Origin of the sequence: Verrucosispora sp. TAA-831, from assembly GCF_050780145.1 — a bacterium.
In the GTDB taxonomy this organism is placed as follows: domain Bacteria; phylum Actinomycetota; class Actinomycetes; order Mycobacteriales; family Micromonosporaceae; genus Micromonospora.
The window spans coordinates 5271919-5297718 of the sequence record NZ_CP192240.1 but is presented as its reverse complement, the minus strand read 5'-3'; the positions used below and the strand labels follow the sequence as shown (position 1 = coordinate 5297718).

21 protein-coding genes and 2 tRNA genes are annotated in these 25800 nt (G+C 71.7%); 15 read left to right on the top strand and 8 right to left on the bottom strand.

The window, feature by feature from the left end; genetic code table 11:
* Positions 1-18 precede the first annotated feature (18 nt).
* From ACQVFL_RS23430 to ACQVFL_RS23410, 5 genes are all read left to right on the top strand, one after another.
* On the top strand, positions 19-1407 hold the full coding sequence (locus tag ACQVFL_RS23430) for an alkaline phosphatase family protein (protein ID WP_396693439.1): 1389 nt from the start codon (positions 19-21) through the stop codon (positions 1405-1407).
* Entirely contained in the window at positions 1404-2471 is a 1068-nt protein-coding gene (locus ACQVFL_RS23425) for a polyprenyl synthetase family protein (RefSeq protein ID WP_396693437.1), read from the top strand. The genes ACQVFL_RS23430 and ACQVFL_RS23425 overlap by 4 nt, the downstream gene beginning before the upstream one ends.
* 241 nt (positions 2472-2712) lie before the next feature.
* Positions 2713-5580 (top strand): PQQ-dependent sugar dehydrogenase, encoded by a 2868-nt coding sequence (locus tag ACQVFL_RS23420; protein WP_431727610.1) that lies wholly within the window; start codon positions 2713-2715, stop codon positions 5578-5580.
* Between the two features lie 79 nt (positions 5581-5659).
* Positions 5660-7375: a lectin gene (locus ACQVFL_RS23415; RefSeq protein WP_396693433.1), complete on the top strand. Its 1716-nt coding sequence runs from the start codon at positions 5660-5662 to the stop codon at positions 7373-7375.
* Between the two features lie 319 nt (positions 7376-7694).
* Positions 7695-8702, top strand: coding sequence for a sugar phosphate isomerase/epimerase family protein (locus ACQVFL_RS23410; RefSeq protein ID WP_396693431.1), 1008 nt, complete (start codon positions 7695-7697; stop codon positions 8700-8702).
* 72 nt (positions 8703-8774) lie between these two features.
* Here ACQVFL_RS23410 and ACQVFL_RS23405 read toward each other — a convergent pair whose 3' ends face one another.
* Together ACQVFL_RS23405 and ACQVFL_RS23400 are read right to left on the bottom strand one after the other, a co-directional pair.
* Positions 8775-9953 (bottom strand): ROK family transcriptional regulator, encoded by a 1179-nt coding sequence (locus ACQVFL_RS23405; RefSeq protein ID WP_431727609.1) that lies wholly within the window; start codon positions 9951-9953, stop codon positions 8775-8777.
* 669 nt (positions 9954-10622) lie between these two features.
* Positions 10623-10991, bottom strand: coding sequence for a hypothetical protein (locus ACQVFL_RS23400; RefSeq protein WP_431727608.1), 369 nt, complete (start codon positions 10989-10991; stop codon positions 10623-10625).
* Between the two features lie 273 nt (positions 10992-11264).
* Here ACQVFL_RS23400 and ACQVFL_RS23395 point away from each other — a divergent pair.
* The 4 genes from ACQVFL_RS23395 (at position 11265) to ACQVFL_RS23380 (ending at position 14362) form a co-directional block, all read left to right on the top strand.
* Positions 11265-11337 (top strand) — tRNA-Asn (locus tag ACQVFL_RS23395).
* A gap of 238 nt (positions 11338-11575) precedes the next feature.
* Positions 11576-12526 (top strand): tetratricopeptide repeat protein, encoded by a 951-nt coding sequence (locus tag ACQVFL_RS23390; RefSeq protein ID WP_431727607.1) that lies wholly within the window; start codon positions 11576-11578, stop codon positions 12524-12526.
* A complete protein-coding gene (locus ACQVFL_RS23385; protein ID WP_431727606.1) occupies positions 12523-14226 on the top strand; it encodes a M16 family metallopeptidase in 1704 nt (567 codons plus the stop codon). The genes ACQVFL_RS23390 and ACQVFL_RS23385 overlap by 4 nt, the downstream gene beginning before the upstream one ends.
* A gap of 59 nt (positions 14227-14285) precedes the next feature.
* Positions 14286-14362 (top strand) — tRNA-Ile (locus tag ACQVFL_RS23380).
* A gap of 204 nt (positions 14363-14566) precedes the next feature.
* Here the strand turns inward: ACQVFL_RS23380 and ACQVFL_RS23375 are convergent.
* The 4 genes from ACQVFL_RS23375 to ACQVFL_RS23360 all read right to left on the bottom strand — a co-directional run bounded on the left by ACQVFL_RS23375 (position 14567) and on the right by ACQVFL_RS23360 (position 18054).
* Positions 14567-15559 (bottom strand): DUF4153 domain-containing protein, encoded by a 993-nt coding sequence (locus tag ACQVFL_RS23375; RefSeq protein ID WP_431727605.1) that lies wholly within the window; start codon positions 15557-15559, stop codon positions 14567-14569.
* 99 nt (positions 15560-15658) lie between these two features.
* The gene (locus ACQVFL_RS23370; RefSeq protein ID WP_431727604.1) at positions 15659-16354 is read right to left on the bottom strand and encodes a dihydrofolate reductase family protein; all 696 of its coding nucleotides are present in this window, start codon (positions 16352-16354) and stop codon (positions 15659-15661) included.
* A 69-nt stretch (positions 16355-16423) separates the two neighbouring features.
* A complete protein-coding gene (locus ACQVFL_RS23365) occupies positions 16424-17686 on the bottom strand; it encodes an RNA polymerase sigma factor (protein WP_431729877.1) in 1263 nt (420 codons plus the stop codon).
* The gene (locus ACQVFL_RS23360) at positions 17683-18054 is read right to left on the bottom strand and encodes a YciI family protein (RefSeq protein ID WP_396693417.1); all 372 of its coding nucleotides are present in this window, start codon (positions 18052-18054) and stop codon (positions 17683-17685) included. Before ACQVFL_RS23360 ends, ACQVFL_RS23365 begins: the two co-directional genes overlap by 4 nt.
* 285 nt (positions 18055-18339) lie before the next feature.
* Here ACQVFL_RS23360 and ACQVFL_RS23355 point away from each other — a divergent pair, with 285 nt between their 5' ends.
* The 5 genes from ACQVFL_RS23355 to ACQVFL_RS23335 all read left to right on the top strand — a co-directional run bounded on the left by ACQVFL_RS23355 (position 18340) and on the right by ACQVFL_RS23335 (position 21767).
* The gene (locus tag ACQVFL_RS23355) at positions 18340-18609 is read left to right on the top strand and encodes a hypothetical protein (protein WP_396693415.1); all 270 of its coding nucleotides are present in this window, start codon (positions 18340-18342) and stop codon (positions 18607-18609) included.
* A complete protein-coding gene (locus ACQVFL_RS23350; protein ID WP_396693414.1) occupies positions 18609-19646 on the top strand; it encodes a hypothetical protein in 1038 nt (345 codons plus the stop codon). The genes ACQVFL_RS23355 and ACQVFL_RS23350 overlap by 1 nt, the downstream gene beginning before the upstream one ends.
* Before the next feature lie 164 nt (positions 19647-19810).
* The gene (locus tag ACQVFL_RS23345) at positions 19811-20170 is read left to right on the top strand and encodes a GntR family transcriptional regulator (RefSeq protein ID WP_396693543.1); all 360 of its coding nucleotides are present in this window, start codon (positions 19811-19813) and stop codon (positions 20168-20170) included.
* Complete coding sequence (locus tag ACQVFL_RS23340) at positions 20167-21078, top strand: ABC transporter ATP-binding protein (RefSeq protein ID WP_396693412.1); 912 nt, start codon at positions 20167-20169, stop codon at positions 21076-21078. The genes ACQVFL_RS23345 and ACQVFL_RS23340 overlap by 4 nt, the downstream gene beginning before the upstream one ends.
* Positions 21075-21767, top strand: coding sequence for an ABC transporter permease (locus tag ACQVFL_RS23335; protein ID WP_431727603.1), 693 nt, complete (start codon positions 21075-21077; stop codon positions 21765-21767). The genes ACQVFL_RS23340 and ACQVFL_RS23335 overlap by 4 nt, the downstream gene beginning before the upstream one ends.
* Before the next feature lie 102 nt (positions 21768-21869).
* Here the strand turns inward: ACQVFL_RS23335 and ACQVFL_RS23330 are convergent, their stop codons facing one another.
* A complete protein-coding gene (locus ACQVFL_RS23330) occupies positions 21870-24035 on the bottom strand; it encodes a carbohydrate-binding module family 20 domain-containing protein (RefSeq protein ID WP_431727602.1) in 2166 nt (721 codons plus the stop codon).
* 359 nt (positions 24036-24394) lie between these two features.
* On the opposite strand from ACQVFL_RS23330, the gene ACQVFL_RS23325 reads away from it, so the two are divergent.
* Positions 24395-25324, top strand: a complete 930-nt coding sequence (locus tag ACQVFL_RS23325; protein ID WP_396693403.1) for an LLM class F420-dependent oxidoreductase — start codon at positions 24395-24397, stop codon at positions 25322-25324.
* A gap of 61 nt (positions 25325-25385) precedes the next feature.
* Here ACQVFL_RS23325 and ACQVFL_RS23320 read toward each other — a convergent pair whose 3' ends face one another.
* Positions 25386-25775: a thrombospondin type 3 repeat-containing protein gene (locus tag ACQVFL_RS23320; protein WP_396693401.1), complete on the bottom strand. Its 390-nt coding sequence runs from the start codon at positions 25773-25775 to the stop codon at positions 25386-25388.
* Positions 25776-25800: the final 25 nt, after the last annotated feature.

Sequence of the window (25800 nt, the reverse complement as noted above, 5' to 3'; positions counted from 1 at the left end):
CGAGGCTGGAGGACCGTCGTGAGCCGACCCCTGGTGGTGCTGGACGTGGTGGGGCTGACCCCCCGACTGCTGGCGCACATGCCCCGGCTGCGGGCCGTCGCCGACGCCGGTTTCCAGGCCGAGCTGGGTACGGTGCTGCCGGCGGTGACCTGCTCGGCGCAGTCGACGTTCCTGACCGGGGCGCTCCCCGCCGAGCACGGGATCGTCGGCAACGGGTGGTACTTCCGGGACCTCGGTGAGGTGCTGCTGTGGCGGCAGCACCACGCGCTGGTCGGTGGGGAGAAGCTGTGGCAGGCGGCCCGGCGGGCCGAGCCCGGCTACACCGTGGCGAACGTCTGCTGGTGGTACGCGATGGGCGCGGACGTGAACTGGACGGTCACGCCCCGGCCGGTATACCACGCCGACGGCCGCAAGGAACCGGACTGCTACACCGACCCGCCCGAGCTGCACGACACGCTCACCGACCGGCTGGGCACGTTCCCGCTGTTCACCTACTGGGGGCCGGGCGCCGGGCTGCCCTCGTCGCGGTGGATCTGCCGCGCCGCCCAGCAGATCATCGAGGAAGAGGCACCGGACCTGACCCTGGTCTACGTTCCGCACCTCGACTACGACCTGCAACGCTTCGGCCCCTCATCGCCCCGGGCCGCCGCGGCGGCGGCCGAGCTGGACGGCGTACTCGGGCCCCTGCTGGACGCCGCACGGGACCGGGAGGCGACCGTGGTGGTGCTCTCGGAGTACGGCATCACCGACGTGTCCCGCCCGGTCGACGTCAACCGGCTGCTGCGGGCCGAGGGGCTGTTGCGGGTCTACACGCAGGCCGGGATGGAATACCTGGACCCGTGGACGTCGCGCGCCTTCGCGGTCGCCGACCACCAGGTGGCCCACGTGTACGTGCGGGACCCGGCGGACGTACCGGCGGTGGCGAGGCTCTGCGCCGCGCTGCCGGGGGTGGCCGAGGTGCTCGACGCCGACGGCAAGGCGGCGTACGGGCTGGACCATCCGCGCGCCGGTGAACTGGTGCTGGTCGCCGAGCCGGACGCCTGGTTCACCTACTACTACTGGCACGACGACGCCCGCGCGCCGGACTTCGCCCGACTGGTCGAGATCCACCGCAAACCCGGGTACGACCCGGCGGAGCTGTTCTTCGACCCGGCCGCCCCCGGTGCGGCGAAGCGACGGGCCGGGGTGGCACTGGCCCGCAAGAAGCTCGGCATGCGGTACCTGATGAGCGTGGTCGGTCTGGACGCCGGGGCCGCCGCGGTGCGTGGCTCGCACGGCCGGCTGCCCGCCGACCCCGCCGACGGGCCGGTGCTGCTCTGCTCGGACGGGTCGGCGGCGCGGGACCGGATCGCGGCCACGGAGGTGAAGGGGCTGCTGCTGCACCTGGCCGGGCTCCCGGTGCGGTGACCGTCACGGTGCCGTCCGCCGACGCGGGCGCGTTACGGGCCCGGTTCGACGCCGAGCTGACCGCGTTCCTCGACCGGCAGGACCCGGACTGGCCGGACGGCGCGCCCCGGGGCGTCTTCACCACGCTGCACCGGTTCGTGCTGGCCGGTGGCAAACGGCTGCGTCCGCTGTTCTGCTACTGGGGCTGGCGGGGTGCCGGTGGTCCGGACGGCACCCCGATCGTGACCGCCGCCGCGGCGCTGGAGCTGTTCCACGCGTTCGCGCTGATCCACGACGACATCCTGGACGGCAGCGACCGTCGCCGGGGCGAGCCCTCGGTGCACCGGATCTTCGCCGACCTGCACGCCCGCTCGTCGTGGCGGGGCGACCCCGAGGCGTACGGGCGCAACACCGCCCTGCTCTGCGGCGATCTCTGCGCGGCCTGGTCGGACCAGATGTTCCACGAGTGCGGGCTGGCCGCCGACGCGGTGCACCGGGGGTACGGCGTCTTCGCGTTGATGCGGACCGAGGTGATCGCGGGGGAGTACCTCGACCTGGTGTCCGGGGTCGGCGACGGATCGGTGGCCAGCGCGCTCACGGTGATCCGGATGAAGGCGGCCCGCTACACGGTCACCCGGCCGTTGCAGATCGGTGCCACCCTGGCCGGCGCGCCGTCCGAGCTGGTCAGCGCGTTGGCCGAGTTCGGTGACCCGCTGGGCGACGCCTTCCAGCTCCGCGACGACGTGCTCGGGGTGTTCGGCGATCCGGCGGTCACCGGCAAGTCCGTGTTGGACGACCTGCGCGAGGGCAAGCCGACGGTGATGATGGCGCTCGCCCGCGCCGCCGCCGACCGGTCGCAGAGCGCCCGGTTGCGCGAGCTGTTCGGCAACCCGGACCTGGACGCGGACGGCGCCGCCGAGCTGCGCGAGATCATCGAGAGCACCGGCGCCCGGGACGAGATCGAGCGGATGATCCGGCGCTGTGCCGGGGCCGCGCTGACCGCGCTGGCGGACGTGCCGGTGACCCCGGAGAGCCGTGCGGCGCTGACCATGCTGGCCACCCAGGCGATCGACCGTCGGCGCTGACCCTGCCGCATCGGTGCGACTTTTGATCGAACTGACGAAAGTCGGTGCCGAGTGGGCGGAAGATATAGACACATTGACTAATGTCGTTTAGTGTCATCGCCAGCACCGGATTGTTTCGTCGAGGTGAACCGGCGGCGCGGGAACCCACGACAGCACCACCGCACCCCTCCCGCTACGGCATCCGGCGCGACGGCGCGCGCCCCGCCCTGGCAGTCACTCGTCAGGAAGGGACAGGACACGCATGTCCACCCACCACCACCGCCACCCCGCACGGTGGCTCACCGGCGCCTCGGCGCTGCTGCTGGCCGTCACCGCCGGCACAGTGGCCCTCGGTGCCGGACCGGCCGCCCTCGGCGGCCCCACCCCGGCCCAGGCCCACCCCATCGTCGCCACCGACTTCCAGCAGGTCACCCTCGCCAAGGGCGTGGCCGAGGTCGGCGAGCCGATGACCCTCGCGGTGCTGCCCGACCGCTCGGTCCTGCACACCGCCCGCAACGGCACGCTGCGCCGCACCGACGCGGCCGGCACCACCACCGTGATCGGCACCATCCCCGTCTACACCCACGACGAGGAAGGCTTACAGGGCGTCGGCGTCGACCCCAACTTCGCCACCAACCGGCACGTCTTCCTCTACTACGCCCCGCCGCTGTCCACCCCGTCCGGTGACGCCCCGGCGACCGCCACCGACTTCTCCGCCTGGCGCGGCGTCAACCGGCTCTCCCGGTTCACCCTCAACGCCGACTTCACGCTCAACCAGTCCAGCAAGGTCGACGTGCTGGACGTCCCCGCCGACCGGGGCATCTGCTGCCACGTCGGCGGTGACATCGACTTCGACGCCGCCGGCAACCTGTACCTCTCCACCGGCGACGACACCAACCCGTTCGACTCCGCCGGATACTCCCCGATCGACGAACGGACCAACCGCAACCCGGCCTACGACGCGCAGCGCAGCGCCGCCAACACCAACGACCTGCGCGGCAAGATCCTGCGCATCAAGGTCAACGCCGACGGGACGTACGCCATCCCGGCCGGCAACATGTTCGCACCCGGCACGGCCCGCACCCGCCCCGAGATCTACGCGATGGGCCTGCGCAACCCGTTCCGGATGAGCGTCGACAAGGCCACCGGCATCGTCTACGTCGGCGACTACGGGCCGGACTCCGGCTCCACCACCGCCCGGGGCCCCAGCGGGCAGGTCGAGTTCAACCGGATCACCGCGCCCGGCTTCTACGGCTGGCCGTACTGCACCGGCACGAACACCACGAACGAGACGTACGCCGAATGGGACTTCGCCACCGGCACCGCCGGCCCGAAGTACAACTGCACCGGCGGGGCGACCAACAACTCGTTCCGCAACACCGGCCTGACCACCCTGCCGGCCGCCAAACCCGCCTGGATCCGGTACGCCGGAGACGCCGGCAGCCCGCCGGAGTTCGGCGGCGGCTCGGAATCTCCGATGGGCGGCCCGGTCTACCGCTACAACGCCGCGTCCACGTCGACCACCAAGTGGCCGCAGAGCTTCGACGGCCAGTTCTTCGCCGGCGAGTTCGGGCGTGGCTGGATCAAGCCGATCCACGTCAACAGCGACGGCTCGGTGGGCGCCATCGACGCCTCCTTCCCGTGGAACGGCAAGCAGGTCATGGACATGGCCTTCGGGCCGGACGGCGCGCTCTACGTGCTGGACTACGGCACCGGGTACTTCAACGGAGACGCCAACTCGGCGCTCTACCGCTACGACTACGTCGGCGGTGGCAACCGGGCCCCGACGGCGGTGGCGTCGGCGAACCGGACCTCCGGGGTCGCCCCGTTGACTGTGAGCTTCTCCTCGGCCGGGTCGTCGGACCCGGAGGGCGGGGCGTTGACCTACTCGTGGGCGTTCGGCGACGGCACCACCTCGACGGCCGCCAACCCGAGCAAGACGTACACCGCCAACGGCACGTACAACGCCACGCTGACCGTACGCGACCCGCAGGGCGCCACCGGCAACGCCAGCGTGCAGATCCGGGTCGGCAACACCGCGCCCACCGTCACCATCAACGGCCCGGTCAACGGCTCACTCTTCTCCTTCGGCGACACCGTGCCGTTCAGCATCACCGTCACCGACCCGGAGGACGGCACGATCGACTGCACGAAGGTCCGGATGACCTACGTGCTGGGCCACGACAGCCACGGCCACCAGATCACCTCGCAGACCGGCTGCTCCGGCTCCATCACCATCCCGGTCGACGGTGAACACGACTACGCGGCGAACATCTTCGCGATCTTCGATGCCGAGTACACCGACACCGGCGGGCTCACCACCCACACCCAGCACACCCTCCAGCCGCGCAGCCGGCAGGCCGAGCACTACAAGACCTCCTCCGGCATCGCGGTCTTCGACAAGACCCCCGCCGAGGGCGGCAAGACGGTCGGCAACATCAACAACGGCGACTGGATCGCGTTCGAGCCGTACCGGATCAACAACGTGACGTCGTTCAGCGCCCGGGTCTCCTCGGCCGGCTCCGGCGGCACCCTCCAGGTCCGCGCCGGCTCGGCCACCGGCACCGTGCTCGGCTCGGCCACCGTCCCGGTGACCGGCGGTTGGGAGACGTTCACGACGGTGAGCGGCGCGATCACCAACCCGCCGAGCGGCACCACCACGCTCTATCTCACGTTCGCCGGCACCGGCACCGGATCGCTGTACGACCTGGACTCGTTCACCTTCACCACCGGCAGCGGGAACACCAGCGGCACCGGCCCGATCACCGGCCTGGCGGGCAAGTGCCTGGACGTGCGGAACGCGGCCACCGCCGACGGTACGCAGATCCAGATCTACACCTGCAACGGCAGTGCGGCGCAGACCTGGACGGTGACGCCGAACTCGACGATCCGGGCGTTGGGCAAGTGCCTGGACGTCGACGGTGGTGGATCGGCGGACGGCACGAAGATCCAGCTCTGGACGTGCAACGGCTCCGGTGCCCAGAACTGGTCCGCGCAGTCGAACGGGACGCTGCGGAACCCGCAGTCCGGTAAGTGCCTGGACGTGTCGAGCAACAGCTCGGCCGACGGTCAGGCGGTCCACCTCTGGACCTGTCACACCAACGCCAACCAGCGCTGGGTCCTGCCCTGACAGAAGGAAGGGTCCCCGGCTAACGCCTCGTGTATAGCAGGGGACCCCTCCTCACACCACGAACCGTAGGGAGAGCGACATGCGCCGACTCCTCAGAAGACCCGCCGCCGGCCTGGCCACCGCCGTCCTCGCCGTCCTCGCCTGCACCGCACCCGCCACCCCGGCCAGCGCCGCCGACACCCCGTACGACGTGCTGGTCTTCTCCAAGACCGCCGGCTTCCGGCACGACTCCATCGCGGTCGGCACCCAGGCCATCCGCGACCTGGGCGCGGCGAACAGCTTCACCGTCACCGCCACCGAGGACGCCGCGGCGTTCACCACCGGCAACCTCGCCCAGTACGAGGCGGTCGTCTTCCTCAACACCACCGGTGACGTGCTCAACGCCACCCAGCAGACCGCCTTCGAGTCGTACATCAACGCCGGCGGCGGATTCGTCGGCGTGCACGCCGCCGCCGACACCGAGTACGGCTGGTCCTACTACGGCAACCTGGTCGGCGCGTACTTCCGCTCGCACCCGGCGATCCAGCAGGCCACGGTACGCGTCGAGAACCGCGGCCACGCCGCCACCGCCCACCTGCCACAGAACTGGGTACGCACCGACGAGTGGTACGACTTCCAGACCAACGCCCGCTCCGGCGCACGCGTGCTGGCCACCCTGGACGAGTCGACGTACTCGGGTGGCGTGATGGGTGCCGACCACCCGATCGCCTGGTGCAAGACGGTCAACTCCGGGCGGTCCTTCTACACCGGCGGCGGCCACACCCAGGCCACGTACGCCGAGCCGGCGTTCCGGGCGCACCTGCTCGGCGGCATCCGGTACGCGGCCGGCCGCACCAAGGCCGACTGCCGTGCGGAGACCGGCTACACCACCCTCTACAACGGCTCGACCACCGGCTGGTCCCAGGCCGGGCCGGGCAGCTTCACCAACTCGGACGCCACGCTGACCTCGGTCGGCGGGATGGGCCTGTACTGGTACAGCGCGAAACAGTTCACGAACTACTCGCTCAAGCTGGACTGGCGGCTCGCCGGGGACGACAACTCGGGTGTCTTCATCGGCTTCCCACCGTCGAGCGACCCGAACTCGGCCATCAACAACGGCTACGAGGTGCAGATCGACCCCACCGACGCCGCCGACCGGACCACCGGCGCGGTCTACGGCTTCAAGTCCGCCGACCTCGCCGCCCGCGACGCCGCGCTGAACCCGGCGGGGGAGTGGAACACCTACGAACTGCTGGTGGAGGGGGAGCGCCTCCAGGTCTTCCTGAACGGGTCGAAGATCAACGACTTCACCAACACCGACCCGGTACGGTCGCTCGCCGGCCACATCGGCATCCAGAACCACGGTACGGGTGACGACGTGTCCTTCCGCAACATCCGGATCAAGGAACTGGGCGGGACGAACCCGCCGCCCACCGGCACCGGCCGGATCACCGGCCTGGCGGGCAAGTGCCTGGACGTGCGGAACGCGGCCACCGCCGACGGTACGCAGATCCAGATCTACACCTGCAACGGCAGTGCGGCGCAGACCTGGACGGTGACGCCGAACTCGACGATCCGGGCGCTGGGCAAGTGCCTGGACGTCAACGGCGGCGCCTCCGCCGACGGCACGAAGATCCAGCTCTGGACGTGCAACGGCTCCGGTGCCCAGAACTGGTCCGCGCAGTCGAACGGGACGCTGCGGAACCCGCAGTCCGGTAAGTGCCTGGACGTGTCGAGCAACAGCTCGGCCGACGGTCAGGCGGTCCACCTCTGGACCTGTCACACCAACGCCAACCAGCGCTGGGTCCTGCCCTGACGCAAGGAGGGGTCCCCTGCTAACGCCTGGTGCATAGCAGGGGACCCCTCCTTGCACCCTGCGCCGTCGCGCACCACCCTTGCGCCCGTCGCGCACCACCCTTGCGCGGACGCGCGACACCTTTCGCAACCGCGCGCCGCGCGCCTAGAGTGAAGGCGGCGACCGCGAGGTGGCCGGTGCACCGACGGGAGGCGCAACCCGTCGGTCCCAGGTGCCACCGCGCCCACCGGTCCACACCCTCAAGGCCGCCGCATCCGGCCGCCCTCGCCCCGGTCACGCAGGTACGGAATCCCCACCACACGTACAGGGGAGAAGAACGATGGCGCGACCGATCACGCTGTTCACCGGCCAGTGGGCCGACCTTCCGTTCGACGAGGTGTGCCGGCTCGCCGCCGAATGGGGCTACGACGGGCTGGAGATCGCCTGTTGGGGCGACCACTTCGAGGTCGACAAGGCCCTGGCCGACGACTCGTACGTCGACCGCAAACGGGAGACGCTCGCCAAGCACAACCTCCAGGTCTTCACGATCTCCAACCACCTGGTCGGCCAGGCGGTCTGCGACCACCCGATCGACGAGCGGCACCAGGGCATCCTGCCGGCCAGGATCTGGGGCGACGGCGAACCCGAAGGCGTACGCCAGCGGGCCGCCGAGGAGATCAAGGACACCGCCCGCGCGGCGGCGAAGCTCGGCGTGAACACCGTCGTCGGCTTCACCGGCTCGTCGATCTGGCACACCCTGGCGATGTTCCCACCCGTGCCGCCGTCGATGATCGAGCGCGGTTACCAGGACTTCGCCGACCGGTGGAACCCGATCCTGGACGTATTCGACTCCGTCGGGGTCCGGTTCGCCCACGAGGTGCACCCGAGCGAGATCGCGTACGACTACTACACCACCAAGCGCACCCTGGAGGCGATCGGGCACCGGGAGGCGTTCGGGCTGAACTGGGACCCGTCGCACTTCGTCTGGCAGGAGCTCGACCCGGTCAACTTCATCTTCGACTTCGCCGACCGGATCTACCACGTCGACTGCAAGGACGCCAAGGTACGCACCGGCGACGGTCGCCGGGGTCGCCTGGCCTCGCACCTGCCCTGGGCCGACCTGCGGCGCGGCTGGGACTTCGTCTCCACCGGTCACGGCGACGTGCCGTGGGAGGACTGCTTCCGCGCCCTCAACGCGATCGGCTACGACGGGCCGATCTCGATCGAGTGGGAGGACGCCGGCATGGACCGACTGGTCGGAGCCCCCGAGGCGCTCCAGTTCGTCCGACGCCTCGCCTTCGACGCCCCGTCCGCCGCCTTCGACGCCGCGTTCAGCAGCAAGGACTGACCCTCGCCGACCGGGGGCCGGACAGCCCGGCTCCCGGTCCGCGTGCCCGGCTCCCGGTCCGCACAGGTGCGGTCAGCCGACGGTGAAGACGTGTTCGCTGGCCAGTCGGGCTGCGCCCACCAGGCCGGCCCGATCGGCCAGGTCGGACAGGACGACCGGCATCGTGCCGGTGGCCGTCGGCGCCGACCGGCGGTAGACCACGCCCCGTACCTCGGCGAGCAGGATGTGTCCGAGCCCGGCCGGCGCGCCGCCGATCACCACGATGCCCGGGTTGAAGAAGCTGACCAGACCGACGAGCACCTGGCCGAGGCGGCGCGCGGCGTCGCGTACCAGTGACTGGGCTGTCGGGTCCCCGGCGAGCGCGGCGGCGGCGACGTCCGACACGGTCAGCGTGCCGGCCTCGGCCAGCCGCGTGGCCAGCGGCGCGCAGCGGCCCGTCCGCGCCGCGGCGGTCGCGGCCCGGGTCAGTCCGGCGTCGCCGCAGTACGCCTCCAGACAGCCCACCTCCCCACACGCGCAGGTCGGCCCGTCCTCGGACAGCGGTAGGTGCGCGATGTCGCCGGCGCTGCTGGTCGACCCGCGGTACAGGGTGCCGCCGAGCACCAGCCCACAGCCGATCGCCGTACCCAGCTTGAGGTAGAGAAAATCGTCGAAGGTACGGCCGATGCCGGCGTGCTGCTCGCCCAACGCCAGCACGTTCGCGTCGTTGTCGACCAGCGCCGGGCAGCCCAGCTCGGCGGCGAAGGCGTCCCGGACCGGGAACCGTTGCCAGCCGGGCAGCGCCGTCGGCGCGATGGAGGTGCCGTCGTCGACCGGCCCGGGCAGCGCGACTCCGACGCCGGTGGGTTCGGCGCCCCCCGACTCGGCGCGGAGCTTGCCGACGAGTTCGACACACCGCCCGATCACCGGCTCCGGCCCGCGACGGAGGTCAGCCGGCTCGCTGGACTCGGCCAGCACGTTCAACTCGCCGTCGGTGACCGCCACACTGATCCGGTCGGCTCCGACCAGGACGCCGACGAACCGAACCCCGGCGGCGAGTCGCAGCAGGGACGAACGCCGCCCACCCCGGGAGGCCGCCGGACCGGCGGTCTCCACCAGACCGCGGGCGACGAGACGATCCAGTTCGGTGGTGAGACTGGTACGCGACATGCCGAGCAGATCACCCAGCTCGACCCGGGAACGCGGCCCCTCGTCGCGCAGCAGCCGGACCAGTCGCGCCTGCTGCGGGTTCTCCGGCCGGAGAAGGGCCATCCCCACCACCTCCGGTGCGGAGTCTTCCACGGCGGTGTTTCGGCACTGTGGCCGGAACCGTCCCCGGCCCGCCTGCGCCGACCGGTCCCGCTGCGCCGACCGGTCCCGCCCTGCCCCGGTTCTCGCCCTTGGCCGCCACTTCCTGCCCTGGCTCGTGTGCCCCGATCCTGCGCGACCGGCACCCGCCCGGGCGTGGTGAGGGCGCGTGGCGAGGGGCGGATCGTGTGGTGGGTAGATTTGTTGTCGCTCCAGCGACAACAAATCTACCCACCACGTCGCTCGGCTCCGCCGAGTGTGGCCGGAGGTTGCGCGCGAAGCCTGCGTCGACCGCCGAGCGGGGACACGCGCCGCGTAACGCGGGCGTCGATCGGCGAGCGGGGGAGTTGCCGTGCGTCGTGCCGGCAGGCGGTCGGACGAACAGCATGACGCCGCTAGGACGAGCGGGCGAGTCGGCAGCGGGCGATGTCGGCGTCGCCCGACATACGGCGAACAGCGACAAGCGGTGTACCGCGCCGCCCGGCACCAGCGACAAGCGGTGTACCGCGCCGCCCGGCACCAGAGCGACAGGCGGCGTGCAGCGCCGAAACGCCGAGTAGCGCCCAACGACGGGCGGGTACACAGCGACGGGCCCGGTCGCCTAGGTGGCGGCCGGACCCGTTCGCGGACGGCTCAGAGAGTGCTGCCGTTGGTGCCGGACGACTTGCTGCGGGGGGTGGTGGACGTCGAGCTGGTCGCGCTCGACGAGCTGCTGCCCGCCGTCGCCGGAGTGCCGGCGAAGGTGTCGTCCGCCGGAGTCAGCCCGTGCTTGCCGTTGCTGTGCAGCTTCTCGCCCAGCTTGGAGTGGCCGAGCTTGTCCTTGCCCTCCTGGTAGAGGCGGTTGGCCTGGGCCTGCGCGACCCCGGCCGCCTCCTGCACCGTCGGGTGGTCGAGGACCTTGCGGCCCTGGACCATCAGCTCCTCGTACTTCTCACGGCCGGCACGGGCGCCCAGGACGAACCCCGCAGCCAGCCCGCCAAGGAACATGATCTTTCCGCGCATGGCGGCTCCTTTCGTACCTGGCGCGCTGTCTTCCGTACCCGGAGACCGGGTGACGGTCGATCGAACTCGCGCCTGCGTCATGTCGTCGGCAGTTATCTACCCATCCTCCTCTCCGCTCATACCTCCTTGGGCCGCGATGACGATTTATCCTCTTGCGTCCGGTTGGCGGTCCATCCGATGGATGGGTAACCCCCTAGCCCACGACCCCCCGGAATCCTGTACTCTTGTGCCGGTCGCGCGGCGCGGAGAGATCCGCACCGAGCGGTGGCACGGTCCCCCGTAGCTCAATTGGCAGAGCAGCCGGCTGTTAACCGGCAGGTTTTTGGTTCGAGTCCAAACGGGGGAGCTTCACCTTCTCGTCCCGACGCCCACCGGCAAGCCGGTGGGCGTTCGTCGTATCCAGGCCCGGTCCGCCGAAGGAAGGGTCCCCTGCTATGCACGAGGCGTTAGCAGGGGACCCTTCCTTACCTGCGATCACGCCCGGCCCACCCCGGGATCGGCTGACCCGGGCCTGCCCGCACGGCGGCGTCGGGCAGCGAAAACGGGGACACCGGAGCCGAAGATGATCACCTATGATCCTCGCTGTGCCCGCACCCCTCCCACCGGTGACCTTCGACGTCGCGGCGGCATATCCGCAGGTCGCGACCGGTCGGGACGCTCTGGCGGCCGGTGACTGGCCGGCCCTGCGCGCGCTCGTCGACGCCCAGGACGCACACGGCCGGACCGTCCTGGTCGGCGAGATCGGCGACGCCCCCGACGCGGAGAGGGTCCTGCGCGAGGTGTTCGCCGAGCATCCGGAGGACCCGGTGGCCGGGGCGATGCTCGGCGCGCACCTGATCCGGGCCGGTTGGCGCATCCGCACCGCCCAACAGGCCCAGCATGTCAGCCGGAAACAGTTCGCCGACTTCTTCGACCACCTGCGCCGGGCCGAGCAGATCCTGATCGAGGTCACCGCCCGCCACCCGCAGGACGCGGCAGCCTGGACCCAGCGGATCACCAGCGGTCGGGGACTACAGGTCGGGCAGGCCGAGGCCCGTCGCCGGTACGACCGGTTGGCCGCCCACCATCCACACCACCTGCCCGCGCAGACGTCGCTGCTCCAGCAGTTCTGCCCCAAGTGGAGCGGCACCTGGGAGAAGACCCACGCGTTCGCCCGCGAGTGCGCCGAGGCCGCTCCGCCCGGCGCCGCCAACGCGGTACTCGTCGTCGAGGCGTACCTGGAACAGGCCCTCGACCACGACCGGGTCGAGGCGGCGAGTCAGTTCCTGCGCGACCCGGCGGTGGCCGCCGGGATCCGGGCGGCGGCGGAACGCTCCGTCTGGCACCCCGACTACCGGGACGGCTGGGGTTGGGTGTGGGTACGCAGCACCTTCGCCCTCGCCTTCTGCCTGATGCAGGAGTGGCACCCGGCGGCGCGCGAGTTCGCCGCACTCGGCGGCTTCGGCGACGAGTCGATGTTCGGCTACCTCGGCGACGGGGCGACCGAGTTCCAGCGACTGCGCGCGAAGGCGTACGCGAAGGCCGGTCGGCCGTGATCGCGCACCTGGACACCGACGGGGTCCCCACGCTACTCGCGCCCACCGGCGGGCCGATGCGGGCCGGGCTGACCTTCCGGGTCGGCACCGCCGACGAGACACTGGCCCGGCACGGCATCACCCACCTGCTCGAACATCTCGCGCTCGCCCCGCTCGGCAGCGCCGACTACCACTTCAACGGCGCCACCGGGCCGGTTTTCACCACCTTCCACATGCAGGGCTCCGAACACGACATCGCCGCCTTCCTCACCGCCGTCTGCGCCCACCTCACCGATTTGCCCACCGCACGGTTGGAGGTGGAGAAGGACATCCTGCGGACCGAATGGAGCACCCGGGGCAGCGCGGCCATCGACGACATCCCGCTCTGGCGGCACGGTGCCCGCGACTTCGGGCTGAGCAGCTACCCCGAGTGGGGACTCGCCGCGCTCACCGTCGACGACCTTCGCCAGTGGGCGGCGCGCTGGTTCACCCGCGAGAACGCGGTGCTCTGGATCGCCGGTGACCGGGTCCCCGACGGGCTGACGCTCACGCTGCCCAGCGGCACCCGGCAGCCCGTACCGGCCGCGTCGTCGGCGCTGCCCGCCACCCCGGCGTACTTCGTGCGCGGCAACCAGGCCGTGGTGCTCGACGCGGTGGTGCGGCGCGGACCCGCCGCCGGTCTCTTCGCCGACGTGCTGGAACGCGAACTGTTCCGCGCGCTGCGCCAGGACGCCGGCCTGTCCTACACGATCGCCTGCGGCTACGAGCCGCGCGGCGACGGATACGCCGTCCTGCGCGCCCTCGCCGACGCACTGGCCGAGAAACAGGACGCCGCCCTCGGCGGCTTGGTCGACGTGCTGGCCAAGCTCCGGGTCGGCCGGATCGAACAGACCGACCTCGACGCCGCCGTGGCCAAGCGCATCGAGATGCTGGCCACCGCCGAGGCCGACGCCGCCAGACTGACCGGGTACGCCTTCAACCTGCTCACCGGCGAGCCCAACCTCAGCCTCGACGAGCACCGCGCCGCGCTGACCGCCGTGACGGTGGGCGACCTGCACCGGGTCGCCCAGGAGGTACACGCCTCGACCCTGCTGATGGTGCCGGACGGCACCCGTGCCGACTGGGCCGGTTTCGTCGCCGCCCCCACCACCTCCGCGGCGAATCCCGCCGGCACCGCCCACCGCTCCCGCGACGACGACGGCCAGCTCCGCGTCGGCCCCGACGGCATCAGCTACCTCGGTGACGGCGGCCCGCTCACCGTCCGGTACGCCGACTGCGCCGCCATGCTCGTCTGGCCCGACGGCGCCCGCCAACTGATCGGTCACGACGCGATCGTGCTGCACGTCGAGCCGACCCTGTACGACCTGCGCACACCCGGCCTGGCCGTGCTCGACACCGCCGTACCCGCCGACCGGCAGGTCGCCATGCCACCCCGCGACCCCCAGCAGATCCCACAACCCGGCGCGGTACGCGAGTACCGCGACCGCCGTGATGACGTCCCCCGCCCCCGGCGTGCCCGGCGGGAGACGTTGCTCCTGGTGCTCGGCGTCCTGGCCGTCCTCGGCCTCGGCGGCCGGGCCCTGCTGCTCACCGTCGACGTGGTCCTTGAACCCCCTGCCGAAAACGCCGGCGGGCGGTGGGGTGCGGTCGTCCGAGGCTGGCTGCTCACTGTTATCCTCGCGTTGCCCATCGTCCTGTTGGCGCGGGGGCGACGCCGGTGAGAAGCGGCCACCGATGCTGGCCGGTGATCGACTGGGCGGGATAAGATCCGCGCGGTGCCGGGGCGGTAGCTCAGCCGGTTAGAGCAGGGGACTCATAATCCCTCGGTCACGGGTTCGAGTCCCGTCCGCCCCACCAACGTCACCTGGGGGCACGTCGTCCTTCTCGTTGATGCGGATCTCGGCGATGAAGGCTTCGATGGCGCGTTCGCGTTCGCCGGAAGTGCCATCGGTCATGACGTGGTCGAGGTGGGCGCGCAGCTCGATGGTGCACACTGGCCGCCGCCCTCGTCGCCGCGCTCACCGCCGCCCTGGCCGAGTCGGTCCGGCCCGGTCGACGGGGTCAGCGGGTGGTGCCGTACTCGCCGGTCGACCGGACGTGGGCGCGCACCCACGGCAGCCCCCGCAGCGCGGCGAGCGGGGCGGCCCCGAGGCTGAACAGGATCGAGCGAATCCGCCGTCCGCCGACGATCGCCAGGGCCGCGCAGCACAGCGCCGCGATCACGCAGAACGTCACCAGCCACCAGGCGTTGCGGAAGGCCAGCACCGCCAGCAGCGCCAGGGCGGCACCGGCCCAACCGGCCCGGACCCACCGCTGCGCCCTCGGCAGGTCGGCGGTGTGTCGGCGGACCGCGACCAGCACCCCGGCGGTCAGCACCAGCCAACCGAGGAACCAACCGACGCCGGTACGCCCCAACGGCACGAACGCGGCCACCCCCAGCGCCCCGGCCAGGACCGCCAGCGGGGTGGCCCGGTCCCGGGCCGGTGCGGGGCCGGGCCACGCCCGGTCCAGGAACGACGGTTGGAGTGGCCGGGACCGGAAGTCGTACGGCGAGCCGGGCACCCGGTAGTCGGGCGCGGGCGGCACGGGAGCGCCGGGCAGCACCGCCGATGGTGCCGCACCGGGAGCTCGCTGGCCCGGCGCTGCCGTCTCCGGACTCCGCTGCGCTGGTGGTGATGCCGCCTTCGAGACCGGCTCGGTCGGCGGTGAGGCCGGGGGAGTGGTGCCGACCGGGGTGGAGACCGTCGCGGCGGCCGGGGGCGGAGTCGCCAGGGCGGCCACCGCCGAGGTGCCCGGGGCGGTGGCGGCCGGGTCGTCGTCGGCCGCCACCAGCGGGAGGAAGATCGCGTAACCCCGGGTGCCGGGCGGCACGGTCACTGGGATGGCCCAGGCGGGCTGGTCGGCGGCGCCGGGCCAGACGATGGGCGACAACCCGTCGGTGGGTGGCAGGACCAGCAGCCGGGGTGGCGTTCCGGTGGGACCGGCGTCGGGTGGCACAGGGATGTCGCCGGGTTCCCCGGCCGGGGAACGCTCGGCGGGTGGCGGCTCGGACACCGCGCCCTCGTCGATGGACGAATCGCTGTCACTCTAAGGGCGGTACACCTCTGCGCGTTGTCCCCTCGGCCCCGGATGCGGCGGCCCGTCGGCCCACGCTCACTCGGGCGTGCCGGTGCCCCGGCCCCGGTCGTCCAGGACCAGCGGGGCGCGCCCACGTACGGCGTACCGGATGTGGGTGACCTCGGGGGTGGGCACCACCCGGGTGGGGGACATCTCGATCGCCTCGAAGTCGTCCAGGCCCAGGTCGGGGGTGAACAGGCGCAGACCGTCGCCGAGCACCACCGGCACCACGTGCAGCTCCACCTCGTCCAGCAGGCCGGCCCGCAGCACCTGGCGGACCAGGCTGCCTCCGCCGGCCACCGCCACGTCCCTGCCGCCGGCCGCCTCGCGGGCCCGTGCCACGGCGGCGGCCACCCCGTCGGTGACGTAGGTGAAGCTGGTGCCGCCCTGGCGCAGCAGCGTCGGGCGGGGCCGGTGGGTCACCACGAACACCGGGGCCCGGAACGGCGGCTCGTCGCCCCACGGCACCTCACCGCCGTCGGCCATCCGCCGCCCCATCACGTACGCGCCGGCCGCGCCGAACGACTCGGCGACGATCTCCGAGTTGACGTCGTGCTCGCCACCGGCGAATCCCTGCCGTTCGCGCCACGACGACGCGGCGGTGACCCAGCGGGTGACCCGGAAGAAGCCGTGGCTCTCCGCCGAGTGCATCCAGTCGCCGGTCCCGTCGTGTCGTGGGCCGGCGTAGCAGCCGTCCAGCGACACCGACAGTTGCGCGGTCACCTTGCTCATCTCCGTACCTCCGCTGTCTGCGGCGGGCACCCGCCGCTCACCGGTGGATCGGAGCCGGACCGGCCACTTCTACCGGTCCCCGTTGTGTCCTGGGTCACTCTCACAGCGGGCGGCGCGGCGCAGCAGGTGCCGCCGTTCGGCGTCGTTCCCGGCGAGGTCGGCGGCCCGCCGCCAGGCCACCGTCGCGGCGCTCCGGTCGCCGGCCAGTTCCAGCAGGTGGGCGCGGACCGCGTGCCGGCGGTGGTGGTCGGCGAGTGGCCCCGACTCCACCTCGGTCAGCAGTGCCAGCCCGGCCTCGGGCCCGTGCACCATGCCCACCGCCACCGCCCGGTTCAGCGTCGCCACCGGGTTGGGTGCCAGCCGGTCCAGCACCTCGTAGAGGCCGAGGACCTGCGGCCAGTCGGTCTCCTCGGTGCGCGGTGCCTCGGCGTGTACGGCGGCGATGGCGGCCTGCACCTGGTACGGACCCGGTGGCGAGGTGGCGAGACTGTTCGCGACCAGCGCGCAGCCCTCGGCGATCGCCGCCCGGTCCCACCGTCGGCGGTCCTGTTCGGCCAGCGGCACCAGGTCCCCGTCCGGGTCGACCCGCGCCGCCGCCCGTGCCTCGGTCAGCAGCATCAGGGCGAGCAGTCCGGCGGTCTCCCCGTCGTCGGGCAGCCGCTCGTGCAACCGGCGGGTCAGCCGCAGCGCCTGCCGGGTCAGGTCGGCCCGGCGCAGCTCGGGGCCGCTGCTGGCGCTGTACCCCTCGTTGAACAGCAGGTACAGCACCTGCCGGACCACGGCCAACCGGCGGCCCTGTTCGGCTGCCGGGGGCGGGGCGAACCGTGCGCCCGCGTCGCGCAGTCGCTGTTTGGCCCGCACGATCCGCTGCCCCATGGTCTTCTCCGGCACCAGGAAGGCGGCGGCCACCTCGGCGGTGGTGAGCCCGCCCACCGCCCGCAGGGTGAGCGCGAGCTGCGCCGGTGCGGGCAGCGCCGGGTGGCAGCAGAGCAGGAACAGCTCCAGCAGGTCGTCGCGGGCAGGTGCGACGGCGTCCGGTGGCGGCGCGACGAGCGCGTCCCGTGGCAGGGCGTCGTGGGCGGTCCGTTCCCGGCGGGTCCGGGCCGTCTCGGCGCGGACCTGGTCGACGTACCGGCGGGCGGCCACGGTGTGCAGCCAGCCCGACGGATGCTCCGGTACGCCCTCGCGCGGCCACGCCTCGACGGCCGCGACCAGCGCCTCCTGCACCGCGTCCTCGGCGGTGGCGAAGTCGCCGTAGCGGCGTACCAGGGTCCCCAGCACCTGCGGGACGAGCCGGCGCAGCAGGTCGGCGGTGGCCTCGTCCAGGCTCAGTTCCCGGCCCCGTCCTGGGTCATCAGCGGCCAGACCTCCAGGCCGCCGCCGATTCCGGTGCCCATCCGCAGTCCCGGGTACGAGCGGGCGATCTCCAGCGCACGCTGCTCGCTGTCCACGTCGACCACGAAGTACGACCCGACGTACTCCTTGGCCTCCAGGTACGGCCCGTCGGTGACGACCGGCGCGGCGTCGACCATGCGTACCGCCCGGGGGCGGACCTCAAGGCCCTGCGAGTCGACCAGTTCACCGGAGTCGCGCAGCGCCTGGTTGAAGGCGTCCACCTCGCCGATCAGCGTGGCCAGGTCGCCGTCCGGCAGGCTGCCCCAGACCTCTTCGTTTCCGTAGATCAACATCAGGTACTTCATGTGGCATCCTCATAATGATCGATATGTCCGTAAATAGACAGGACGACGAGTGCTCTCCTGACGCACTGTTGTAGCAGGTGGAGAGGCTGCGGACGGCGGGCCACGTCCGACGAGGCCACCCCATCGACCGGGCGGATGCCCGCCCTTCCCCGACAGCGCCGTCGCCACCGTCATCACACCGGACCACCGGACCGGGCATCCGCCCGCTCCGGCCGTCGCCGTACCTCCCGTCGGGCCGACGGGGCAACCCGCCGGTCACCGCGATCGAGCCAGGAAGGCGCCGCCATGGCCGTTCCCACCGTCACCGCCGCCCTCAACGCGAGCAGCTACGCCCCCGGTGCGCAGATGCTGCTCACCGTCACCTACGGCGACCCGGACACCAAGACGCTCACCGTCACCGTCGTGGTCACCGACGCGCAGGGCAACAGCAGCGCGCCGGCCAAGGTCACCGCCGTCATCGACCCGCTCACCGTCACCGTCACCGACGACTCGGGCCGCACCTGGACACGGGTGTCGGACAACGGCACGGTGGCCGTGTACCGGGCGGTGGCGTGATGGCCCGGGTCACCGTCACCGTGCGCGACTCCACCGGGCAGACCGCCAACGCCGCCGTCGACTACGCGATCACGCCGCCGGTGCTCGGCGGCTACTACCTGTCCGGGAACGCCGACCCGACCGCCGACATGGCCGGGGGGAACTTCCGGTCGCTGACCCAGTACCGCAGTTTCGCCGACAGCTACGTCTTCCCCGGCTACAACCGCCCGTGGCTGGTCACCCTCGGTCGGGGCGGGATCCAGATCAACATGGTGCTGGAGCTCAAGCACTACGGGGCGGCCGACACCGGGGCGCAGACCTTCACCGTCGACGGGGTGCGCTACGTCGTACCCGCTCCGGCGATGACCATCCAACAGCGTCCCGGCGCGGTCTGGCCGAAGGCGTACGGCTACGGCCAGGTGCTCGCCGGGCAGTGCGACGGACTCTTCGCCCGGGCGCTGTCGCAGTACCGCACGATGGGGTTCGGGGTGAACATCCAGCTCGCCTCCGAGCTGGACACCGACCACGAGTTCGGCACCACCGAGTCCGGCCGGGCGTACACCTGGGCGGAGTCGGACGCCCGCGCGGTGCAGGCGATGACGTACATCGTGAACTGGTTCCGGGCCAAGGCGCTGCCGCAGAACACCACCTTCTCGGTCGGTCTCGGCGGCTTCGACCGGCCCTGCTTCCAGCGCACCCACCCGGAGTCGCTGATGTCGCGGCTGGACTTCCTCCAGTGGAACGTCTACGCCACCAGCGCCTCGCACACGGCCCTGGACCGGTTCCGCCGGACCAAGGACTGGGCCGTGGCCGACCTCGGCCCGGTGGCGCTGTCCCGTCCGGTGCTCATCGCCGAGTGGGGCGTACGCGTCGCCGAGATCCCCGACCAGCCGGCCTGGATCGCCACCGTGCCGGCCGCCATCGCCCGGCTGAACGCCGAGCGCGGTCCGATCATCGCCCGCACCAACTACTTCAACTCCGGCTGGGGCACGCTCAGCCCGAAGGCACCCGGACTTGCCGCCCTGCGGGCCGCGTACGCCCGTCCCCCGTACGCCTGACCGTCACCGGGTCATGCGCACCTCCCGGTACGGAGACGCGCACGCCGGGTCGGAAGGTTAACGGACCGCACCGCGACTTGACAGCGACGCCCCTCCGGTTGCATGGTTAGTTACATGAGTAGTGAACCGGCCAACCAGGGCGGCAGGCCAGGGTGGCGGACGTGATGGAGGACGGTCGACCGATCTTTCTCCAGATAGCGGAGCTGCTGGAGAACTCGATCCTGGACGGGACGCTGGCCGAGGAGGAGCAGGTGCCGTCAACGAACGAGCTGGCGGCCTTCCACCGGATCAACCCGGCGACCGCCGCCAAAGGGGTCAACAAGCTCGTCGACGACGGAACGCTCTACAAGAAACGAGGGATCGGGATGTTCGTCTCCTCCGGCGCCCGCGCCAAGCTGCGCGGTCGACGCCGTGACGAGTTCGCCCGGCAGTACGTGCAACCGCTGGTCGCCGAGGCACGCAAGCTCGGCATCGGCCCGGCGGAACTCAAGAGCATGATCGACACCTGGGAGGGGGAGCGATGAGCCCCGTCGTCACCGTCACCGACCTGACCAAGAAGTACCGCGGCGTCACGGCGCTGGACCGGGTCAGTTTCTCGCTTGCCGGGAACCGGATCTACGGCCTGCTGGGACGCAACGGCGCCGGCAAGACCACCCTGATGCAGATCCTCACCGCCCAGAACTTCGCCAGCTCCGGCGAGGTTTCGGTCTTCGGGCAGCACCCGTACGAGAACGAGAGCGTGCTGTCCCGCGTCTCCTTCATCAAGGAGAGCCAGACCTACCCGTCGAACCTCCAGGTGCGGCACGTGCTGCGGGCCGCCAGCCTGGTCCACCCCGGGTGGGACGAGCAGTTCGCGCAGCGGTTGACGGCGGACTTCCGGCTGCCGCCACGACGCAACGTCCGCAAGCTCTCCCGGGGCATGCTCTCCACGCTGGGCATCATCGTCGGGCTGGCCTCGCGGGCGCCGCTGGCCTTCTTCGACGAGCCGTACCTCGGTCTGGACGCGGTGGCCCGGCAGATCTTCTACGACCGGCTGCTGGCCGACTACACCGAACACCCCCGCACCATCGTGCTGTCGACCCACCTCATCGACGAGGTCAGCGACCTGATCGAGCACGTGCTGCTGATCGACGCCGGGCGGCTGCTGCTGGACGAGGAGTCGGAGGCGCTGCGCGGCCACGTGCTCATCGTCTCCGGCCCGGTCGCGGCGGTGGACGAGTTCACGCGTACCGCCACCGAGCTGCACCGGGTGCTGCTGGCCGGCACGGCCCGTGTCACCGTACGTGGTGACTTCGGCCCGGCCGAGCGGGAACGGGCCCGGTCCCTGGGCCTGACCCTGGAGGCGTCGTCGTTGCAGGACACCGTCGTGCGTCTGACCACCTCGGCCGGCGGGCAGGCCGTCGGTGCCACCGGCAAGGAGGCCGTCCGATGAACCGTGTCCTGACGGTCCCCCGGTTGCAGTTCGTCGCCTGGCCCAGCGTGGTCGGCTGGCCCTGGGCGATCCTCTCCCTCAGCTTCCTCATCAACCTGGCCTTCTTCGCCTCCATGGACGGGCGGGACATCGAGCAGACCACCGGTGGCCTGGCCAGCATCTACGTGATGATGTTCATCGCCTGCATCAACGTGATCACCCAGGACTTCCCGTTCGCGATCGGGCTGGGCATCTCGCGTCGCAGCTTCTACCTCGGCAACGTGTTCTCCTTCGGTGCCCAGGCGGTCGTCTACGCGGGGCTGCTCTACCTGCTCGCCGTCATCGAGGAGGCGACCGGAGGCTGGGGCGTCGGCCTGACCTTCTTCGGCATCCCGTTCCTCTGGGTGGAGAACCCGGTGCTGCGGTTCCTCGGCTTCGCGATCCCGTTCCTGCTGCTCGGGTTCCTGGGGATCGCCATCGCCCTGGTGTTCAAGCGGTGGGGCGTCAACGGCATGCTCACCCTGAGCACCGCGACGCTGGTCGTGATCGGCGGGGCCGTGGTCCTGGCGACCTGGCGCGGCTGGTGGTCGGCGATCGGTGACTGGTTCGCCGACCAGTCGGGCGCCGCCCTGCTGGTGGGCTGGCCGGCGTTGTTCACGCTGCCGCTCGCGGTCGCCAGCTATCTGATCATCCGGCGCGCGACCCCCTGACCGTCGACCCGCCGGTGACGACGCCCGACGCGGTTGTTCGGGCGGAACGGGGGCGGCCCCTCCCGACACGACATCGGGAGGGGCCGCTGCGGTCGGTCCCGGTCAGCGCCAGGTGTCGGTCAGCGTGACCGATCCGGCGGTGGCGGTGCGGTTGGCGCCCGACTCCCAGACCACCTGGCCCGAGTCGGTGCGCTTGACGTACTTGTAGGAGAACGCGGTGCCGGCCGGCAGGTTCAGCCCGCCGGTCCAGACCGGGTAGGCGGTCGGTGACAGCCGGACCCCCTTGGTCGGGTCCCAGCCGCCGAGCGCGGGCAGGTCGCCGACGACGTAGACGTTCTGGCCGAGCGTGGTGGTGGCGGTGGCCCGGAAGGAGACCGTGGTGGCGGCCGGCGGGGTCGTGCCCGGCTGGTTCCAGGTGGCGGTCAGGGCGCTGCCGGCGGTGCCGGTGCGGTTGGGGTCGTTCTCCCACTGCACCGAGCCGTTGCCGACCTTGACCAGCTTCCACTCGAACGCGGTGCCCGCCGGCACCGACACCGAGCCGGTCCAGGTCGGGTAGCTGCCCGAGGTGGTGGACAGCTTCACCCCGTTCGCCGGGTTCCAGGAGCCGAGCGCCGGGATCGAGCCGACGACGTACACCTCCTGGCCGAGGTCGGTGGAGACGGTGGCGGTGAACCGGGTCGACCCGGCCGGGACCGACGGGCTCGCGGTCGGGGTCGGTGAGCCGGTCGGGGAGACCGTCGGGGTCGGCGTGGCACCGTCCAGACGGGCCTCGACGTGCAGGGCGACCGCCTGGTCGGCGGCGATCGACGCGGTGAAGGCACCACCGGAGACGGTCACCGCACCGCCCGGGCAGGCCCCGGTGGACCGGTCGTACGCGCCCCGACCGACGTTGCAGTAGCGGCCGTCCGGCAGCGAGGTGGCGAAGCTGCGGCTCCAGGCGCTGTTGGTGGCGTTGAAGGCGGCGTACCCCCGGTTGCCCCGGGCGAAGGCCAACCGCCCGTTGCCGTCGGTGACCACCGACCCGATGCCGGTCCCGGCGACCGCGTTGCGGAAGCCCGGCATGCCCGCCACTCCCGGGTTGCGGTGCTCGCAGATCCAGGCGCTGCCGGTGCAGTCGGCGGCCAGCGTGGTGCCGTTGGACGTGCTGGGCGGTCCCTGCCCGTGCACCGAGCCGAACGCGTAGCTCGACATGAGCTGGGGCCGACCGTACGGGTGGGCCATCATGAACGCGTCCGCCAGGTAGTAGCGGGCACCGCTCTTGTAGGTCAGCGTCGGGTTCTCGCGCTGGGTGTCGTGGTTGTCGACGAAGACGACCGCCTGTGCGGCGGTGAGCCCGCCGTAGTTCGGCAGGTTGCCCAACTGGGCGATGGCGCCGTCGCGGAACGCCGAGGAGACGGCGCGCTGGTAGTCGAAGTTGGTCACCCCGCCGTACGGCGCGTACGCGGTGTAGGGGATCGTGCCGTCGCCGTACACCTCGTGGAACAGGTCCGGCCGACCGCCGAAGCCGGGCACGTCCCGCAACCGGTTGATGATGTCGCCCAGGTGTGCCTCCTGGACGTGCTTGGCGGCGTCCACCCGGAAACCGGCCACCCCCAGGTCGATCACCGCGTTCATGTACTTGGCGATCTTGCGGCGTACCTCGGGGTCGGCGGTGTTCAGGTCGGCCAGGTCGAGCAGCTCGCAGTCCTGGACCTCCTGCTTGTTGCCCCAGTTGCTGATCCGCCGGTAGCAGGGCGCGAAGTCGCCGTAGCCGTAGCTGTCGCCGGAGCCGTCGTTGAACAGGTTGGGGTAGCTGTACTTGCCGTAGACGGTGCCGGCGCTGCCCGGACCGCTGCCCGCCGAACCGGTGCCGCTCATGTGGTTGAGCACCATGTCCACATAGATCTTCACGCCCTGGGCGCGGCAGCGCTGGACCATGTCGACGAACTCGGCCCTGGTGCCGCGCCGGGTCGAGTCCAGCCGGTACGACACCGGCTGGTAGTCCTGCCACCACGGGTACGTGGCGCCTTCGGCGCTGGGCAGCACCACGTGCTCCTGCGGCGGGGAGACCTGTACACCGCCCCAGCCCTGGGGGCCGAGGGTGCTCTCGCACTCCTGCGCGACGGAGTCCCACCGCCACTGGAACAGGTGGACGATCGCGTCGCCGTTGGCGCGTACCTCGGCGGCGCTGGCCGGCGCGGTGCCGGCGGCGACGACGGTGAGACCGGCCGCGACCAGTGTCGCGACCAGGGCCGCGGGTATCGCGGCGCGGGGACGGGGGATTCGCACGGGCCCTCCTCGGGGGACGGTCAGGCAGACGTGGTGACAGCAAGGCTTCCTGCAAGTTATGCAAGAAGTTGCGGTGATGGCGTGACCGTAACAGTGACGTCGATCCTTGGGAACCTCTGATTCACAAGTCGATCCGAGTCTGTCGAGGCTCTTGCGAATGACTGAAATCACTGCAAGAATTTGCGCCCACGTCGGCCGGAACGGTCGGTGGCTCACACCAGCACCGCGCAGACCGCCTGGGCGGCCACAGCACCGGGCCGGGCGAGAGGCGCCCATCGAGGTGACGACCAGCGGCAGGTCACCGAGCAGCCCAGCACCGAAGGCGGGCGGTACGGCGCTGGGCTTTCTATGCTCGGTCCATGGAACTGCGGATCTTCACCGAACCTCAGCAGGGCGCGACCTACGACGACCTGCTGGCCGTGGCCCGCCGCGCCGAGGAGACCGGCTTCGGCGCCTTCTTCCGCTCGGACCACTACCTCAAGATGGGGTCGGTCAGCGGCGATCCGGGCCCCACCGACGCCTGGACGACCCTGGCCGGGCTGGCCCGGGACACCCGCTCGATCCGGCTCGGCACGCTGATGACCGCCGCGACGTTCCGGCTGCCCGGCCCGTTGGCCATCACCGTCGCGCAGGTCGACCAGATGAGCGGCGGCCGGGTCGAACTGGGCATCGGCACCGGGTGGTACGACGCCGAGCACAGCGCGTACGGGATCCCGTTCCCGGCGCTCAAGGAGCGCTTCGACCGGCTGGACGAGCAGCTCGCCGTGATCACCGGTCTGTGGCGTACCCCGCCGGGGGAGACGTTCGCCTTCACCGGCCGCCACTACCAGGTCAGCGACTCACCGGCGTTGCCCAAGCCGGTGCAGCAGCCGCACCCGCCGATCCTGCTCGGCGGCATGGGCGCGAAGCGGACCCCGCAGCTCGCCGCCAGGTACGCCGACGAGTTCAACCTGCCGTTCGTCTCGATCGACGACACGGTCACCCAGTTCGGCCGGGTGCGGGCCGCCTGCCAGGAGATCGGCCGGAACCCGGACGAGCTGACCTGGTCCAACGCGCTGGTGCTCTGCTGCGGCAAGGACGACGCCGAAGTGGCCCGGCGGGCCGCCGCGATCGGCCGGGAGGCGGACGAGCTGCGCGAGAACGGGCTCGCCGGCACGCCCGCCGAGGTGGTCGACAAGCTCGGCCGGTACGCCGAGGTGGGCAGCCAGCGGGCCTACCTCCAGGTGCTCGACCTGGGCGACCTGGACCACCTGGACCTGGTCGCCTCGCAGGTGCTGCCGCAGCTCTGAGTGGTGCGGCAGCGCCGAACGGGCGGCTGCTCCGCGGTGCGGTGTCGCCCCCGGCCCGTCATCAGCGGGTCGGGGTCCGCAGCACGGTCTCCAGCCGCCCGTCGCGGTCGTTGTCGAGGTAGGTGACGTCCGGGATCCCGTCGCCGTCGAGGTCGTACTGCACCACGTCGGCCACGCCGTCGCCGTCGAAGTCGGTGACCACCGCGACGGAACCGTCCAGGTGTCGGCTGACGATCGACCGCGCGCCGCCCTCGATCCGGGGCGGCGGGCCGGGGGTCGGCACCGGCGACGGCGCCGGGCCCGGCGCGGGCGACGGCTGCGGGGTGGGCTGCCCCGCCGGGTACGCACCGGTCGGCGCGCTGGCCGGGAACACCCCGCTGCCGGTCGGGTCGATCTCCTCCTCGGAGGGGTACACGTCGCCACGAGGGGCGGGATCACGGTAGCTGCTCATCGGCGTAGGGTTCCCCGACGGAGCC

What these genes read in the sequence shown, in the direction of transcription:
- ACQVFL_RS23350 (WP_396693414.1), top strand. Translation starts at nt 18,609, where the DNA reads ATGGCCCGGGTCACCGTCACCGTGCGCGACTCCACCGGGCAGACCGCC.
- ACQVFL_RS23360 (WP_396693417.1), bottom strand. Translation starts at nt 18,054, where the DNA reads ATGAAGTACCTGATGTTGATCTACGGAAACGAAGAGGTCTGGGGCAGC.
- ACQVFL_RS23345 (WP_396693543.1), top strand. Translation starts at nt 19,811, where the DNA reads ATGGAGGACGGTCGACCGATCTTTCTCCAGATAGCGGAGCTGCTGGAG.
- ACQVFL_RS23420 (WP_431727610.1), top strand. Translation starts at nt 2,713, where the DNA reads ATGTCCACCCACCACCACCGCCACCCCGCACGGTGGCTCACCGGCGCC.
- ACQVFL_RS23405 (WP_431727609.1), bottom strand. Translation starts at nt 9,953, where the DNA reads ATGGCCCTTCTCCGGCCGGAGAACCCGCAGCAGGCGCGACTGGTCCGG.
- ACQVFL_RS23325 (WP_396693403.1), top strand. Translation starts at nt 24,395, where the DNA reads ATGGAACTGCGGATCTTCACCGAACCTCAGCAGGGCGCGACCTACGAC.
- ACQVFL_RS23410 (WP_396693431.1), top strand. Translation starts at nt 7,695, where the DNA reads ATGGCGCGACCGATCACGCTGTTCACCGGCCAGTGGGCCGACCTTCCG.
- ACQVFL_RS23355 (WP_396693415.1), top strand. Translation starts at nt 18,340, where the DNA reads ATGGCCGTTCCCACCGTCACCGCCGCCCTCAACGCGAGCAGCTACGCC.
- ACQVFL_RS23335 (WP_431727603.1), top strand. Translation starts at nt 21,075, where the DNA reads ATGAACCGTGTCCTGACGGTCCCCCGGTTGCAGTTCGTCGCCTGGCCC.
- ACQVFL_RS23415 (WP_396693433.1), top strand. Translation starts at nt 5,660, where the DNA reads ATGCGCCGACTCCTCAGAAGACCCGCCGCCGGCCTGGCCACCGCCGTC.
- ACQVFL_RS23400 (WP_431727608.1), bottom strand. Translation starts at nt 10,991, where the DNA reads ATGCGCGGAAAGATCATGTTCCTTGGCGGGCTGGCTGCGGGGTTCGTC.
- ACQVFL_RS23320 (WP_396693401.1), bottom strand. Translation starts at nt 25,775, where the DNA reads ATGAGCAGCTACCGTGATCCCGCCCCTCGTGGCGACGTGTACCCCTCC.
- ACQVFL_RS23370 (WP_431727604.1), bottom strand. Translation starts at nt 16,354, where the DNA reads ATGAGCAAGGTGACCGCGCAACTGTCGGTGTCGCTGGACGGCTGCTAC.
- ACQVFL_RS23340 (WP_396693412.1), top strand. Translation starts at nt 20,167, where the DNA reads ATGAGCCCCGTCGTCACCGTCACCGACCTGACCAAGAAGTACCGCGGC.